Consider the following 15,416-nt stretch of genomic DNA (forward strand, 5'->3'; position numbering starts at 1 on the left):
CTCCGTCTCACCGGCCGGACCACGTTTCACCCGGGTTTCCCCCAACCGTTACGCTCCCTCCCGTGGCTGAGATCCAGATTCCTGCTGACATCAAGCCCGCGGACGGTCGTTTCGGCGCGGGCCCCTCCAAGGTGCGGACGGAAGCGCTGGACGCGCTGGCCGCAACCGGTACGTCCCTCATGGGCACCTCCCACCGCCAGGCTCCGGTGAAGAACCTGGTCGGCAAGGTCCGTGACGGCGTACGTGACCTGTTCTCCCTGCCCGACGGCTACGAGGTCGTCCTCGGCAACGGCGGCTCCACCGCGTTCTGGGACGTGGCGACCCACGGCCTGATCGACGCGAAGTCGCAGCACCTGACCTTCGGCGAGTTCAGCTCCAAGTTCGCCAAGGCCGCGCGCCTCGCCCCGTGGCTCGCCGACCCGACCGTGATCGCCGCCGACCCGGGCACCCACCCGGTGCCGGTCGCCGAACCCGGCGTCGACGTCTACGCGTTCACGCACAACGAGACGTCCACCGGTGTCGCCGCCCCGATCAGGCGGGTCGACGGCGCCGACGACAGCGCGCTCGTCCTCGTGGACGCCACCTCCGGCGCGGGCGGCCTCCCGGTCGACATCGCCGAGACCGACGTCTACTACTTCGCCCCGCAGAAGTCCTTCGCCTCCGACGGCGGCCTGTGGATCGGCATCTTCTCCCCCGCGGCGATCGAGCGCGCCGAGCGCGTCCACGCCTCGGGCCGGCACGTCCCGGAGTTCTTCTCGCTGCCCACCGCGATCGACAACTCCCGCAAGAACCAGACGTACAACACCCCCGCGCTCGCCACCCTGTTCCTGCTGAACGACCAGCTCGAATGGATCAACGGGCAGGGCGGCCTCGCCTGGTCGACCGCGCGCACCAAGGACTCCTCGACGCGCCTGTACACCTGGGCCGAGGACTCCAAGTACGCGACGCCGTTCGTCACCGACCCGACCAAGCGCTCGCAGGTCATCGGCACGATCGACTTCGCCGACGAGATCGACGCCGCCGCGGTCGCCAAGGCGCTGCGCGCCAACGGCATCGTCGACACCGAGCCGTACCGCAAGCTCGGCCGCAACCAGCTGCGCGTCGCCATGTTCCCGGCGATCGACCCGGCCGACGTCGAGGCGCTGACCCGCTGCGTCGACTACGTCATCGAGAAGCTCTGACCGATCACGTTCTCAACACCGCAGGGGCGCCCGGCCGTTGACCGGGCGCCCCTGCGGCACATCGGGCCATGCGGGGCGGACCGGAAGCAAGGCCGAGTCGGGGCGGGTCTGCCGTCAGCCGCGCTGAATGCCGTCGGTGTGCCGCAGGATTCCGCGACGGCCGTCCATGGTCTGCGCCACCAGATCCGTGCCGCGCTCGTCCACGGCCAAGTACCACTTGCCTGGCGCCAGTTCGGCCACCGGCGGGGATGTGCCGTCCTCGGCGAAGAGCGCTCGGCTCACCGGCACCGCGAACCAGAACGGCGCGAAGGCGTCCGCTGGTTCGGCGTCCTCGTCAGCCATCCCGATGTTCCGATCCGACAACCGGGCCCCGCCGCCCGGCACCCCCACGTTCCAACCGGGCGGCCAATCAGCACGCCCAACGGCTCCCTCGTCCAAAGATGCGTCATGATTCTGGGCGTCCGCTGCGATGCCCTCGACGACCTGTTCCGCGTCGCGCAGACTCGCCGCGATTCGCTCCCTCGCGCTCTGCCATCTACTCCGCTTCGCCGCACCAAGGGCCTCCCGATCGCTCAGATTCGCGGCAGTGTGGGCCCCCCACTGGATGTTGTCGGTATCGAGCAGCAGGCCATGGCTGCCGTCGCTGGTCTGCACCACCAACGCGATCCCGCGACGACTCACGGCCAAGTTCCAGACGCCCGGCTCCAATTCGCCCTTCACGACAGATGTGCGGTCGTCCGCGAAGAGAGGACGCCGCGCCGGGACAGCGAACCAGGCCGGACTGAAGTCCGAGTCTCCGTCCGGCTCCACAACGATGGGTCCTGCCTCCGCCAGCCCCTCCTCCCTGCGCAGGATGCCGAGAATGCGCTCCAGGGCACTGAGGTCGACGCGGTGTTGGACATTCTCGGCGGAATCCTCGACGATCGCTGGCTCGCCGCGTTGGATGTCGTCGACGTCGAGCAGGATGCCCCCCGCCCCGTCGCCACCATGCACCACCAGCGCTGTGTCCAGCCGCTCCACGGCCAAGTGCCATTGTCCGGAGTCGATTTCGCCGCAGGGTGTCAGCGAGCCTTCCTTGCCGTAGAGGGGGCGCGGCACCGGCACCCCGAACCAGAAGGGCGCGAAGTCATCGGCTGGCCGGGCGACGATGGCTCTCGCGAGCCTTTGCGCCGTCTCCACCGTCCGCCGAGCACGCTGCTCAGCCTCGCGCAAGGTCATTCGGGCGTACTGCGACGCCGTCTCGTCGCTCCTCGCGGGGCCCTGGTCGGACGAAGCAGTCTGCTCTCCGGCCGGTCGGGAACGGGCCACGTTGCGGGCGATCGCGATGGCGCCGCCGGTATTGCGGTTGCGCTGCTGAGGCAGGGGGCGCGACCGACTCGCGAGCCGCCGGTGCAGGTGCTGGTAAAGGGTGTCCATGTCCAGCGGATCCGGCTTGCCCTCGGCCCCCTTGGTCAGCACGCCGAGGAGTTCGCCCGTGAAGGCCGTGTACAACTCGCCGGGCGGCGACAGGGCGGCTCGGGTCTCCGCGGACGCGGTGATGACGCAGCTCCCCTCGACCACTGTCTGCTCGGCGACGTGCTCCGACGATCCCATCCGCCCCAACAGGGCGCGTCCGCTGTAGCAGCAGTCAAGGATCACGACGGTACGCAGGGCACGAGCCTGCGAATCCAGGACGGCGCGACGCAGGTACTCGTACGGAAGCGAGGTGTACTCGCGCTCCGGGTCCGACCCGGGCAGCGCAAGGTACAGCTCGTCCGTGTACGGATCGGTCAGCCCGTGGCCCGCGTAGTAGACGACGAGGGTGTCCTCGGTGCGACGCGCAGCGCTTCGCACCGTGTCCAGCACCTGGCCGACACCGGCAGGCTGCTCGATCACCGTGCACGCCTCGTCGGGCAGACCCCACACCGCGGGGTCGGTCAAGGCATCACGCAGGCCCGTGAGGTTCGCGGCGACGGCGGGCAGGTCCTTCAGCACGCTGTAACTGTGGACGCCCACCAGTACCGCGCCCGACCGGGCCGGGTCGGAGAGTTCGGCCACGGCTACACATCGTCCCCGGACGTGTCCGGGGACGGGGCAGGCAGCGGTCCCCTTGTCGCTGCGCTCTCCCACAGGCGCAGGATGCGTTCGATCTCCTCGGCCGAGCCGTCCCGGAGAGTGACGACCGTTCCGTCGTGCTCCAGCGTGACCTGCGGCGGGCGGGGGCGTGTACCGCGCCAGGTGAGCACCGCGACGACCAGGGACCCCAACGCGATGCCCTGGGTCAGCACGACGTTTACGACTTCAAGGGCGCCGCCCATGGCTCCCGGCTCGGCTCCGACCGGTGCCTTCAGCGTCACGACGGCGTTCCGCCGCACCTGCGGCTCCTCGACCAGCCAGCGTCTCAGCGAGGCCGGCTCCGCGGCCCCCGCTCCGCCGCACGTGATGTCGATCTCCACTCTTCCCGGCCCTCCCCGTGTGAGCAGTGAGTGACTTCTCATCGTAGAGGCCGTGGGGGCCGGAAAGGTGGGCCGTCCGGAGTCCGTGCACCGCGCAGGCAACCGTGACAAGCCCCGACCCCGGTGCATGTATGGATGCATGACAACCGTGAGCACGCATCCCGAGCTCCAGCCGTTCGTCAAGCAGTACACGGCCCGCCTCACGACGTACAAGCGGGACGGCACGGGCGTGCCCACCCCCGTGAACGTCGCCGTCGAGGGCGACCACGCGTATTTCCGCACCCCGGGCACCACGTGGAAGGTCAAGCGGCTGCGCAACAACCCCGAGGTGGACCTGGAGCCGTCCACGTTCCGCGGGGTGGCGACCGGGCCGGCCGTGCACGCGCGGGCCCGGCTGCTCGACCCGGGCAGCGACGAGGACCGCCGTGCGGCCCGGCTGCTGCGGCGCAAGCACCCGGTGGTGCAGGGGCTGTTGGTACCGCTGTCCCACAAGGTGATGCGCGCGCGGACGCTGCACTACGAGATCAGCCCGCAGCCCGGCACGCTCGTCGCCCCGCCCACCGAACCGCCGGGCGAGCCCGAGCCGTTGGCCCCGCCCACGGCGCGCCCCGCCACGACCGCCGAGGCGCCCGGCCCCGAGGCGCCCGCATCCGCGGCGCCCGCACCGGACCCCGAACCGGCGCCGCCCAAGGGCGACTTGGGGCAGGAGCCGGAACGGCCCAAGGAGTAGCCGCGCCGACGGCGGCCCTCACCCCCGCCGCATCAGCCGCCGCAGGCCGAACACGGCCGCCAGGACGGCCGCGACGACGAGCAGTCCCTTCTGCCAGCCGCCGCCCGAGCCGCCCGAGCCGTCGCCGCCCGACGCGTCCGTCGAACTGCCGCTCGCCGAAGGTGACTTGGTGGCGGCGCCGGCGGGCGCGTCCTCCGCCTGCACCGAACTGCCCGTGCCCTCCGACCCGTACAGCAGCTTCGTACCGTCGAGGGAGTAGGTGACGGACTCGCCCTGCCCCTGCAACGGCACGTTCAGCCGTTCCTTGCGCTTGATGGCGCCGCCGTTCCAGTCGTACAGGATGCCGCCGAAGTAGCCGCGCACGGCGAGCTGCCGGCCGTTGGGCGAGAACGCCGCGTCGGTGGCCCACAGGTCGACGGCGGCCACCGGCCGGAAGACGTTCTTGCCGGAGGCGGACAGCGTGGCCGGGCCCTCGTAGAGGTGGCCCCCGTCCTCGTTCTTGTCGACGATGTAGACCCGCCCCGTCCTCGGCTGCACGGCGAGCGACTCGGCGTTGCGCGGCCCGTCCGAGTACGTGACGACGTACTGCGTCGCGCGGACCGTCTGGTCCTTGAGCACCTTCGGCTCGGGCAGCTTGTAGATCCACACGTACGGCCAGCTCCCGCCGAGGTTGTCGCCGATGTCGCCGACGTAGATCTCGTCGTGCGGGCCGATGGAGATCGCCTCGACGTCGCGCGGCGAACCGATGCCGCTCAGCGTGACCCTGGCGACCGTCTTCCCCGTCGCGCTGTCGACCGCGTAGATGTACGGGCCGTCGTCGCTGTCGTTGTGCGTCCAGTAGACGCCCGGATGCAGGGGGGAGGCGGCCAGGCCGCTGGACTCGGTGATCCTCGGGTCCTTGATCGTGAACCCCTCGTCGCCGGGGGCGGAGCCGGCGGCGAGGGCCGGGACACTCAGCGCCCCCGTGAACAGGAACGCGGCGAGAAGGACGAACAGTCGGCGCATGCGCACAGCCTGCCATCCCCCGCGCCCGCTCTCGCGCGTGGCCGGTCTCACACCCCGTCACACGGGCGGATCGGCCATGATGACCGGATGCTCAGGATCATGCCCGTCGGGGACTCCATGACGATCGGCAGCGCGGGCGAACACACCTGGCGCTACCGGATGTGGCAGCACCTGCGGGACACGCTGGGCGCCCCGTTCACGTTCGTGGGCCCGCGCGAGACGCTGCACGACCCGGCCACCGGCCTCGCCTCCTCCCACGAGTACGCCGAACCCGCCTTCCCCCGCGCCCACCTGGCCGGCTGGGGCGAGGGCTGGACGCACATGGCACCGCTCGTCGGCGAGGCGGTGCGCACCCACCGGGCGGACCTGCTGCTGGTCTCGCTGGGCCTGATAGACCTCGGCTTCTACACCAACGCCGACCAGACCCAGGAGAACGTGACGCGTTTCGTGCGGGAGGTGCGCGCCGCGAACAGCCGCGCCTCGATCGCCGTGATGCCGGTGATACCGAACGTCCGCGCGCAGGACGACGCGGACTTCGCCGCCCAGGTCACCCGCTTCAACACCCTCCTCGTGGGCACCCTCGACGCCCTGGCCGACCCGCAGGCGCGGCTGCTCCTGGTCCCGCCGCCGCCCGACTACGACATCGCCCTCGACACCTACGACGGCACCCACCCCAACGCCCGCGGCGAGCACGCCGTCGCGTCCGCCTTCGCCGGGTCCCTGGCCCGGGAGTGGAACCTGGGCGAGCCCTACGTCCCGGCGGTCCGCGGCGCCTGACGCCCCGCCGCGCGGGCCCCGTCCGGCACGCCCCCGACGCCCTTGCTTCGAGCGGGCTTCAAGGCGTTGGGTGGTGAGCATGGAGTACACGCAGCTCGGACGTACGGGTCTCAAGGTCAGCCGTCTGGTGCTCGGCACCATGAACTTCGGACCGCAGACCGACGAGCCCGACAGTCACGCGATCATGGACGCCGCCCTCGACGCCGGCGTCAACTTCTTCGACACCGCCAACGTGTACGGCTTCGGCGAGAACAAGGGCCGCACCGAGGAGATCATCGGCAACTGGTTCGCCAAGGGCGGTGAGCGCCGCGACAAGGTCGTGCTCGCCACCAAGGTGTACGGGAACATGGGCCTGGGCGACGGCCCCGCCTGGCCGAACCACGACAAGCTCTCGGCGCTGAACATCCGCCGTGCCGTCGACGCCAGCCTGAAGCGGCTGCGGACGGACCACATCGACCTCTACCAGTTCCACCACGTCGACCGGGACACGTCCTTCGACGAGATCTGGCAGGCGGTCGACGTCCTCGTCCAGCAGGGCAAGATCCTGTACGCGGGGTCCTCGAACTTCCCCGGCTACAAGATCGCCCAGGCCAACGAGACCGCCGCGCGCCGCGGCGGCACCATCGGCCTGGTCAGCGAGCAGTGCCTCTACAACCTGGCCGAACGCCGGGCCGAGATGGAGGTCATCCCCGCCGCCCGTGAGTACGGCCTCGGGGTCATCCCCTGGTCGCCGCTGAACGGCGGTCTGCTGGGCGGCGTCCTGAAGAAGGAGGCCACCGAGGGCCGCAGGGCCGCCGGGCGCACCGCGCAGGCACTCGCGGACGAGACGGTCCGGGGCCGTGTGCAGCGTTACGAGGACCTGCTCGACAAGGAGGGTCTGGAGCCCGGCGAGGCCGCGCTGGCGTGGCTGCTGACGCGGCCCGGCGTGACCGGCCCGATCGTCGGCCCGCGCACCGCCGAGCAGCTCGCGTCGGCGCTGCGGGCGGTCGAACTGGAGCTGTCCGAGGACGTGCTGGCGAACCTGGACGAGATCTTCCCGGGCACCGGACCCTCCCCGGAGGCGTTCGCCTGGTGACGGGTGCCTGACGGCACGCGGGTGCGCGGGAGCGGCGGCGGTCTACTTTCCGGCTGCCGCCGCGAACGCCACCACTACGAACAACAGCACGAGCACACCGGCCATGATCCGGTTGCGGGTCTTCGGGTCCACGTCCCCGAGCCTAACGGGCGCCGCCGAGCGGCATGCGGGCGACCGTCGTGTACCGGGGACGGCCGCCCGGTGTCCCGCGTCCCGGCAGGGGCAGGTCACTGCGGACGAGTGCCACCCGGGTGGCGACCCACGGAACGACGTCGTAGCCGTGCAGCGCCGACAGGTACGGGTGAAGGCCGACCGTGCCCGTGCCGCGCGCCAGGGTCAGATGGGGCGTGAACGGGAGGAGCCCGTCCGGCTCCCGCGTCGCGCCCGCCCGGAGCCCCGCGTCGACGCACCGTCCGGACAGCTTCCGCAGGGCCTCGCGGTCGCCGCGCACCCGCGCCCACAGGACACGGTCGCGGCCGAAGGTCCCGCCGCTGTGCAGCGCCACGGCGAAGGGCTCGGTCCGGGCGGCGGCCTCGGTCAGCTGCCCGGTGAGCCGGGGGACGGCGTCGTCGTCCACCTCCCCGTAGAAGGCGAGCGTGATGTGCCAGCCGCCCCGGTCGGTCCAGCGCAGCTCCTCGGCCCCGGGGAGCGCGCGGAGCCCGTCGACGGCCGCGGCGAGCGGGCGCGACGCCCCCGGCGGCGGGAGCAGTGCGGCGAAGAGTCTCATGGCACCACCCTTCCAGCGAGCCGCCCCGGCGGGCCGGCGATGGCCGAAAACGGCCCGCCCGCCGCCCGCGCCCCGGGATCATGCGACGTATGGACCTACGGATTCGTGAAGGCGGCAGCGACGACGTCCCCGCGATACTCGCCCTCCTCGACGGCGCCGTCGAGTGGCTGGTGGCGGAGGGCCGTACCCGGCAGTGGGGCACCCGGCCGTGGTCGGCGAGCGAGAACGCGGTGCGGACGGTCACCGGGTACGCCGCCACCGGCACCCCGTACCTCGCGGAGCTGGACGGTGTCCCCGTCGGCACGCTCACGCTGACCGACGGCCCCGGCCCGTACCTGGCGGCGGCGGCCGAGCCCGAGCGGTACGTGCACCTGCTCGCCGCCGACCACCGGCACGCGGGGCGGGGCATCGGCGCGGCGCTGCTCGCGCACGCGGCGCGGGAGACGCGGCGGGCGGGGGTCGGCCTGCTGCGGGTGGACTGCTACGCGGGCGACGACGGCAAGCTGGTCGCGTTCTACGAGCGCAACGGCTTCGAGCGCACCGAGGCGTTCACGGTCGGCGAGGACCGCTGGCCGGGCCAGGTGCTGGCGCGCAGGGTCTGGGGGACGGGCGGGGCGCCGGCACCCGGGGGCATGCCCAGGGCCCCGGGCACGGGCTGTGCCTCGGGGCCCTTGGACGTCGTACGGCGCGGGCGGCGGTCCGTCCGCCCGGGGACCGGGCTCCGCTCAGGCGGCCGTCGCGAGCTCGCGCGGGACGAACCGCACGTGCGGGTGGCCGGAGTTCCAGCCGACCGACAGGCGCAGCCCGCCGAGCCGGCCGAGGACCAGGCCGATGGTGACGGCGGCGGCCGTCGCCACGACACCGCCGGCGAGGAAGCCGACCCGCGGTCCGTAGGTGTCGGTGACCCAGCCGACGATGGGCGCGCCGACCGGCGTGCCGCCCATGAAGACCATCATGAACAGGGCCATGACCCGGCCGCGCATGGCGGGGTCGGTGGACATCTGCACCGAGGTGTTGGCCGTGACGTTGATCGTCAGGCCGCAGACGCCGATGGGCACCATCAGCAGGGCGAACAGCCAGTACTGCGGGACCTGCGAGGCCACGATCTCCAGCACGCCGAAGGCGGTCGCGGCGACGATCAGCAGACGCAGCCGGGCCGTGCCGCGCCGGGCGGCGAGCAGGGCGCCGGCCAGGGAGCCGGCCGCCATCAGGGTGTTGAGGAGGCTGTAGCCGCCGGCGCCGGTGTGGAAGACGTCGTCGGCGTAGGCGGAGAGCCACACCGGGAAGTTGAAGCCGAAGGTGCCGATGAAGCCGACCAGGACGATCGACCAGATGAGGTTCGGCCGCCCGGCCACGTAGTGCAGGCCCTCGCGGAGCTGGCCCTTGCCGCGGGAGCTGATGCGGCCGGGGTGCAGTTCGCCGGAGCGCATGAGCATCAGTCCGGCGAGCGGTGCGACGAAGGACAGGCCGTTGATGAGGAAGGCCCAGCCGGTGCCCACGCCGGTGATCAGCAGGCCGCCGACGGCGGGGCCGACCAGGCGGGCGGACTGGAAGTTCGCCGAGTTGAGGCTGACGGCGTTCTGGAGCTGGCCGGGGCCGACCATCTCGGAGACGAAGGACTGGCGGGCCGGGTTGTCGAGGACGGTCGCGAGACCGACGAAGAACGCGGCGAGGTAGACGTGCCAGACCTGGACGTGACCGGTCATCGTCAGCGCGGCGAGCGCCAGGCCGGACAGGGCCATGGCGGACTGGGTGACGAGCAGGGTGGGCCGCTTCGGCAGCCGGTCGACGAGGACGCCGCCGTAGAGGCCGAACAGCAGCATCGGCAGGAACTGGAGCGCCGTGGTGAATCCGACCGCCGTGGAGGAGCCGGTGAGGCTGAGCACCAGCCAGTCCTGGGCGATGCGCTGCATCCAGGTACCGGTGTTGGAGACGACCTGGCCGGCGAAGAACAGGCGGTAGTTCCTGATCCGCAGCGAGCTGAACATGGAGGACTTGCGTGGTTCCGGGAGGTCCCGGGGGTCGTAGCGGTGGGGTGCGGGGGCGGAGTCTGCTCCGGATCCCGAACTCAAAAGGGTCGCCTCCTTGGTGCACGTGCACGTGCTTCTACAGATGCGCGAGTTTCTCCAGGACGGGGGCGGCCTCGCGCAGCTTCGCCCACTCGTCCTCGCCGAGTCCGTCGACCAGTCCGGCCAGGAAGGCGTTCCGCCTGCGGCGGCTCTCCTCCAGCATGGCCTCGGCGGTCTCGGTCTGGGTGACGACCTTCTGTCGCCGGTCGTCGGGGTGCGGTTCCAGCCGGACCAGTCCCTTGGCCTCCAGCAGCGCGACGATGCGGGTCATCGACGGCGGCTGGACGTGCTCCTTGCGGGCGAGCTCGCCCGGCGTGGCCTGGCCGCAGTTGGCGAGGGTGCCCAGTACCGACATCTCGGTCGGGCTGAGCGACTCGTCGACCCGCTGGTGCTTGAGTCGGCGGGACAACCGCATGACCGCGGAGCGCAGGGAGTTCACGGCGGCGGCATCGTCGCCATGGGTAAGGTCCGGCATGTTCTTTAGCGTAACTCATTACTCTCGCTAAGGAACGCTGGTGACCCGGATCGTGCCCGTGACACCGGTCACTCAACCCGAACGTCACCCGTACGAGTGAGGAGAGCGCGGAAAGCGGCCCGGTGGACGGGCGGGTGCCACGACTCTCGTAGCCATGGGGACCAGCGTGCTCAGCCTGCGGATAGACGGGGAGCTGCTCGACCGGCTCCGGGATCATGCGGCCAAAAGGGGAATGAGCGTCCAGGACTACGTGGTCCGGACGCTCATGCGCGACGACTTCGACGAGCGCTTCCAGTCGGCCGTGGAGGAGACGGAAAAGTTCTACGGCGTCACGTGAGCACGTGACGCCGCAGGACTTCGGTACCGCCGCCGCCCCGCGGGGCCGGGCGCGGCCGGATCAGGTCAGGCCGAGGGCCGGCATCAGGTAGTAGAAGGCGAAGACCGCCGACACCGCGTACATGGCCACCGGGACCTCGCGGCCCCGGCCCGTGGCCAGGCGCAGCACCACGAAGAGGATGAAGCCCGTCCCGATGCCGTTGGTGATCGAGTAGGTGAACGGCATCAGCAGCATCGTCACGAACGCCGGGATCGCGATCGTGTAGTCCGCCCAGTCGATCTCCTTGATCGAACCGGCCAGGATCATGAACCCGACCGCGAGCAGCGCGGGCGTGGCCGCCTGGGACGGCACCATCGTGGCGATCGGCGTCAGGAACAGGGCGACGACGAAGAGTCCGCCGGTGACGATGTTCGCGAAGCCGGTGCGCGCGCCCTCGCCGACGCCCGCCGTGGACTCGACGAAGCAGGTGGTGGCCGACGAGGAGCTGGCACCGCCCGCGGCGACCGCGATGCCGTCGACGAACAGCACCTTGTTCATGCCGGGCATCTGGCCCCGGGCGTCCGTCAGCTTGGCCTCGTCGCCGATGCCCATGATCGTGCCCATCGCGTCGAAGAAGCACGACAGCAGCACGGTGAAGACGAACAGGATGCCGGTGAGCACGCCGACCTTGCCGAAGCCGCCGAACAGGCTCACCTTGCCGATGAGGCCGAAGTCGGGCGTGGAGACCGGGTTGCCGGGCCACTTCGGGGTGGTCAGGCCCCACGACGACACGTCGCCGACGGCGTTGATGATCACCGCGACGACCGTCATGGCGACGATGGAGATCAGGATCGCGCCGGACACCTTGCGCACGATCAGTACGAACGTGAGCAGCGCGCCCAGGATGAAGACGAGAACCGGCCAGCCGTTGAGGTGGCCGTCGCCGCCGAGCTGGAGCGGGACGGTGGTCTGCGCGGCGTCGGGGACGCGGGTGACGAACCCGGAGTCGACGAGGCCGACCAGCATCACGAACAGGCCGATACCGATGGAGATGGCCTTGCGCAGCCCGTAGGGGACGGCGTTCATGACCCGCTCGCGCAGGCCGGTGGCGACGAGCAGCATCACCACGATGCCGGCCAGGACCACCATGCCCATGGCGTCGGGCCACGACATGCGGGGCGCGAGCTGGAGCGCGACGACGGTGTTGACGCCGAGACCGGCGGCGAGCGCGATGGGCACGTTGCCGATGACGCCCATCAGCAGCGTGGTGAACGCGGCGGTCACGGCGGTGGCGGTGACGAGCTGGCCGTTGTCGAGGTGGTGCCCGTACATGTCCTTCGCGCTGCCCAGGATGATCGGGTTCAGCACGATGATGTACGCCATCGCGAAGAAGGTGGCGAAGCCGCCGCGGATCTCGCGGGCGAAGGTGCTGCCTCGCTCGGAGATCTTGAAATAGCGGTCGAGGCCGCCGTTGGCGGGCGCGGGGCCCGGCTGTTCGGGCGCGGGGACCTTGGCGGTGGCCGAGGTGGACATGCGGGACCTCAGGGGTGCAGTGGGGACCGGAACATGATCGAGTCTCGCGGCGAACGTGTTTCCCGTGGCTCTCTTCCGCGGGTTCCCACGTGACTCTTTTGGTGATTCCTACGAACAGAAGCAGCCACTCGCGAGCTGTTTCAGTATGAACATATGAAGGCGAAATGACCATCTCCGCGCGTAGACCGTTGGCGGACAAGGGGTGCGCGGGCGCCAACGGGGGCGCGCGCGACGCCTCGTAAGCTGTGCGCATGGCCAAGTGGACCCCTGAGCACGAGGCGCCGGAGCCCCTGGAGGGGCCCGTGGTCGCCACAGTCACCGGTCTCACGATCGTGTGGTTCGTCCTCTTTCTCGTACAGATTCCTTTTTACGGCTGGTTCGACGACCACGGCCACCTGTGGTGGGTCTGGACGTGCCTGGCCGGCGGCGGGCTCGGCCTGATCGGGATCTGGTACGTCCGCGGACGCGACGCGGCGATCAAGCGGCACGCGGCGGCGCGGGCGGCCGGCACGGACGGCACGGACGGCGGCCCCGGCACCGGCGCCGCGACCGGGACGCCCGCGGGGCCGTAGGCACCCGAACGGCCCCCGCCCGCCCGGCCCCCCGGCGGGTGCAGGCGCACCCGCGCACGTACCGTCGTCGGTATGACGCACATCGACGCGGGCGCCGGACTCGACCCCGTGCACCCCGCGCCCGTCCCGTCACGGCCCGGCGGGCTGACCGCGGCCGAGGTGGCCGAACGGGTGGCGCGCGGTGACGTCAACGACGTACCGGTGCGCTCCAGCCGCTCCCTCGGCGAGATCGTCCGGGCGAACGTCTTCACCCGGTTCAACGCGATCATCGGCGTGCTGTGGGTGATCATGCTGTGCGTCGCGCCGATCCAGGACAGCCTCTTCGGCTTCGTGATCATCGCGAACACCGGCATCGGCATCGTCCAGGAGTGGCGCGCCAAGAAGACCCTCGACTCCCTCGCCGTGATCGGCGAGTCCCGGCCCACCGTGCGGCGCGACGGCACCGCCGGCGAGGTGCGCACCTCCGAGATCGTGCTCGACGACCTCATCGAGATCGGGCCGGGCGACAAGGCCGTGGTGGACGGGCTGTGCGCCGAGGCCGACGGTCTGGAGATCGACGAGTCGCTGCTCACCGGCGAGGCGGACCCCGTCGTCAAGCGGGTGGGCGACCAGATCCTGTCCGGCAGCTTCGTCGTCGCGGGCGGCGGCGCGTTCCGGGCGACCAAGGTCGGCCGCGAGGCCTACGCCGCCCAGCTCGCCGAGGAGGCGTCCCGCTTCACCCTCGTCGAGTCCGAGCTGCGCAGCGGCATCTCCACCATCCTCAAGTACGTCACCTGGATGATGATCCCGACCGCGATCGGGCTCACCGTCAGCCAGTTCGTCGACGAGGACAACGGCTTCCGGGAGTCCATCGCCCGTGCCGCCGGCGGAATCGTGCCGATGGTCCCCGAGGGCCTGGTGCTGCTGACCTCCGTCGCCTTCGCCATCGGTGTCGTGCGCCTGGGCAGGAAGCAGTGCCTGGTGCAGGAGCTGCCCGCGATCGAGGGGCTGGCCCGCGTCGACACGGTCTGCCTCGACAAGACGGGCACCCTCACCGAGGGCGGCATGGACGTCACCGAGGCGCGCCCGCTGGGCGGTGCCGACGAAGCGTACGTGCGCCAGGTGCTCGGGGCGCTCGGCGGCTCCGACCCGCGGCCCAACGCCTCCCTCCAGGCCGTCGTCACCGCGTTCCCCGACACCGCCGGGTGGCGCTGCACCGATTCGCTGCCGTTCTCCTCGGCCCGCAAGTACAGCGGCGCCGCCTTCGCGGAGGGGGACGGCGAGGACTCCGGGACCAGCACCTGGCTGCTCGGTGCGCCCGACGTCCTGCTCGCCGAGGACGACCCCGCGCTCGCCGAGACGGAACGGCTGAACCGGCAGGGGCTGCGCGTCCTGCTGCTCGCCCGCACCGAGCACGGCCTCCAGGACCGGAAGGTGGCCGACGGCGCCGTGCCGACCGCCCTCGTGGTCCTGGAGCAGCGGCTGCGCCCGGACGCGGCGGAGACACTGCGCTACTTCGCCGACCAGAACGTCGGGGTCAAGGTCATCTCCGGCGACAACGCCGTCTCGGTGGGCGCGGTCGCCGCCAAGCTCGGGCTCGACGGGAGCGCCGTCGACGCGCGGAAGCTGCCCGCCGACCGGGCCGGCATGGCGGACGCCCTCGACGAGGGCACGGTGTTCGGGCGGGTCACCCCGCAGCAGAAGCGGGAGATGGTCGCCGCCCTCCAGGCGCACGGGCACGCGGTGGCGATGACGGGCGACGGCGTGAACGACGTCCTGGCCCTCAAGGACGCCGACATCGGTGTGTCCATGGGGTCGGGCTCGGAGGCCACCCGGGCCGTCGCGCAGATCGTGCTCCTCGACAACAGCTTCGCGAGCCTGCCGTCGGTGGTCGCCGAGGGCCGCCGCGTCATCGGCAACATCACGCGCGTGGCGACCCTGTTCCTGGTCAAGACGGTCTACTCGGTGCTGCTGGCACTGCTGGTGGTGTGCTGGCAGGTCGAATACCCCTTCCTGCCCCGGCACTTGACCCTGCTGTCGACGCTGACCATCGGGGTCCCGGCGTTCTTCCTCGCCCTCGCGCCCAACAAGGAGCGCGCGCATCCGCACTTCGTCCGGCGGGTGATGCGGTACGCGATCCCCGGCGGTGTCGTCTCCGGGGTGGCCACCTTCGTGACGTACATGGTGGCCCGGGGCCAGTACAGCGGGCCGGGCGCGCTGGACGCGGAGACGAGCGCGGCGACGCTCACGCTGTTCCTGATCTCGATGTGGATCCTGGCGATCGTCGCCCGCCCCTACACCTGGTGGCGGATCCTGCTGGTCGCGGCGATGGGGGTCGCGTTCCTCGTGGTGCTGGCCGTGCCGTGGCTCCAGGACTTCTTCGCGCTGAAGCTCGTCGGCGTGACGATGCCGTGGACGGCGGTGGGCGTCGGCGTGGCGGGGTCGGCCGTCATGGAAGCGGTGTGGCGCTGGGTGGGGCGGCGCTTCCCGGCGTGAACCGGTGGCACGAGAACGCCCGTTGTTCCGGAGGACGGAACAACGG

The 15,416-nt window shown here is 71.3% G+C and carries 13 protein-coding genes and 3 pseudogenes; 8 read left to right on the top strand and 8 right to left on the bottom strand.

The window, feature by feature from the left end:
* Positions 1-62: 62 nt before the first annotated feature.
* Positions 63-1,181, top strand: a complete 1,119-nt coding sequence (serC, locus tag ACFZA0_RS13155; RefSeq protein WP_391014925.1) for a phosphoserine transaminase — start codon at positions 63-65, stop codon at positions 1,179-1,181.
* Between the two features lie 114 nt (positions 1,182-1,295).
* Here serC and ACFZA0_RS13160 read toward each other — a convergent pair.
* The 3 genes and pseudogenes from ACFZA0_RS13160 to ACFZA0_RS13170 all read right to left on the bottom strand — a co-directional run.
* Positions 1,296-1,502 (bottom strand): annotated as a pseudogene (locus tag ACFZA0_RS13160) (hypothetical protein); the annotation flags it as partial.
* 1,053 nt (positions 1,503-2,555) lie between these two features.
* Positions 2,556-3,290 (bottom strand): annotated as a pseudogene (locus ACFZA0_RS13165) (caspase domain-containing protein); the annotation flags it as partial.
* Positions 3,221-3,616: a hypothetical protein gene (locus tag ACFZA0_RS13170; RefSeq protein WP_391014927.1), complete on the bottom strand. Its 396-nt coding sequence runs from the start codon at positions 3,614-3,616 to the stop codon at positions 3,221-3,223. The pseudogene ACFZA0_RS13165 and the gene ACFZA0_RS13170, both read right to left, overlap by 70 nt.
* Before the next feature lie 148 nt (positions 3,617-3,764).
* Here ACFZA0_RS13170 and ACFZA0_RS13175 point away from each other — a divergent pair, with 148 nt between their 5' ends.
* Complete coding sequence (locus ACFZA0_RS13175; protein WP_391014929.1) at positions 3,765-4,346, top strand: PPOX class F420-dependent oxidoreductase; 582 nt, start codon at positions 3,765-3,767, stop codon at positions 4,344-4,346.
* Between the two features lie 18 nt (positions 4,347-4,364).
* Here ACFZA0_RS13175 and ACFZA0_RS13180 read toward each other — a convergent pair whose 3' ends face one another.
* Entirely contained in the window at positions 4,365-5,351 is a 987-nt protein-coding gene (locus tag ACFZA0_RS13180; protein WP_391014930.1) for a WD40 repeat domain-containing protein, read from the bottom strand.
* Between the two features lie 87 nt (positions 5,352-5,438).
* On the opposite strand from ACFZA0_RS13180, the gene ACFZA0_RS13185 reads away from it, so the two are divergent.
* Both ACFZA0_RS13185 and ACFZA0_RS13190 read left to right on the top strand, forming a co-directional pair.
* Complete coding sequence (locus ACFZA0_RS13185; protein ID WP_391014932.1) at positions 5,439-6,128, top strand: GDSL-type esterase/lipase family protein; 690 nt, start codon at positions 5,439-5,441, stop codon at positions 6,126-6,128.
* 79 nt (positions 6,129-6,207) lie between these two features.
* Positions 6,208-7,203 (top strand): aldo/keto reductase, encoded by a 996-nt coding sequence (locus ACFZA0_RS13190; protein WP_391014934.1) that lies wholly within the window; start codon positions 6,208-6,210, stop codon positions 7,201-7,203.
* A gap of 142 nt (positions 7,204-7,345) precedes the next feature.
* Here the strand turns inward: ACFZA0_RS13190 and thpR are convergent, their stop codons facing one another.
* The gene (gene thpR / locus ACFZA0_RS13195) at positions 7,346-7,930 is read right to left on the bottom strand and encodes an RNA 2',3'-cyclic phosphodiesterase (RefSeq protein ID WP_391014936.1); all 585 of its coding nucleotides are present in this window, start codon (positions 7,928-7,930) and stop codon (positions 7,346-7,348) included.
* 89 nt (positions 7,931-8,019) lie between these two features.
* Here thpR and ACFZA0_RS13200 point away from each other — a divergent pair.
* Positions 8,020-8,529: pseudogene (locus ACFZA0_RS13200) on the top strand (GNAT family N-acetyltransferase); the annotation flags it as partial.
* A gap of 126 nt (positions 8,530-8,655) precedes the next feature.
* On the opposite strand, the gene ACFZA0_RS13205 reads toward ACFZA0_RS13200, so the two are convergent.
* Positions 8,656-10,002: an MFS transporter gene (locus ACFZA0_RS13205; protein ID WP_391014938.1), complete on the bottom strand. Its 1,347-nt coding sequence runs from the start codon at positions 10,000-10,002 to the stop codon at positions 8,656-8,658.
* Between the two features lie 34 nt (positions 10,003-10,036).
* Positions 10,037-10,474 carry a MarR family transcriptional regulator gene (locus ACFZA0_RS13210; RefSeq protein ID WP_391014940.1) on the bottom strand — a complete coding sequence of 146 codons (438 nt, stop codon included), beginning with the start codon at positions 10,472-10,474 and terminating at the stop codon, positions 10,037-10,039.
* 154 nt (positions 10,475-10,628) lie between these two features.
* Here ACFZA0_RS13210 and ACFZA0_RS13215 point away from each other — a divergent pair, with 154 nt between their 5' ends.
* The gene (locus ACFZA0_RS13215; RefSeq protein ID WP_391014942.1) at positions 10,629-10,811 is read left to right on the top strand and encodes a ribbon-helix-helix protein, CopG family; all 183 of its coding nucleotides are present in this window, start codon (positions 10,629-10,631) and stop codon (positions 10,809-10,811) included.
* A gap of 60 nt (positions 10,812-10,871) precedes the next feature.
* Here ACFZA0_RS13215 and ACFZA0_RS13220 read toward each other — a convergent pair whose 3' ends face one another.
* Entirely contained in the window at positions 10,872-12,323 is a 1,452-nt protein-coding gene (locus ACFZA0_RS13220; RefSeq protein ID WP_391014943.1) for a solute carrier family 23 protein, read from the bottom strand.
* A 251-nt stretch (positions 12,324-12,574) separates the two neighbouring features.
* On the opposite strand from ACFZA0_RS13220, the gene ACFZA0_RS13225 reads away from it, so the two are divergent.
* Together ACFZA0_RS13225 and ACFZA0_RS13230 are read left to right on the top strand one after the other, a co-directional pair.
* Positions 12,575-12,895: a DUF2530 domain-containing protein gene (locus tag ACFZA0_RS13225; RefSeq protein WP_391014945.1), complete on the top strand. Its 321-nt coding sequence runs from the start codon at positions 12,575-12,577 to the stop codon at positions 12,893-12,895.
* Positions 12,896-12,967: 72 nt separating this feature from the next.
* The gene (locus ACFZA0_RS13230) at positions 12,968-15,370 is read left to right on the top strand and encodes an HAD-IC family P-type ATPase (protein ID WP_391014947.1); all 2,403 of its coding nucleotides are present in this window, start codon (positions 12,968-12,970) and stop codon (positions 15,368-15,370) included.
* The last annotated feature ends 46 nt before the right edge of the window (positions 15,371-15,416 follow it).

It is taken from the genome of Streptomyces sp. NPDC008150 (assembly GCF_042956945.1).
Taxonomy (GTDB): domain Bacteria; phylum Actinomycetota; class Actinomycetes; order Streptomycetales; family Streptomycetaceae; genus Streptomyces.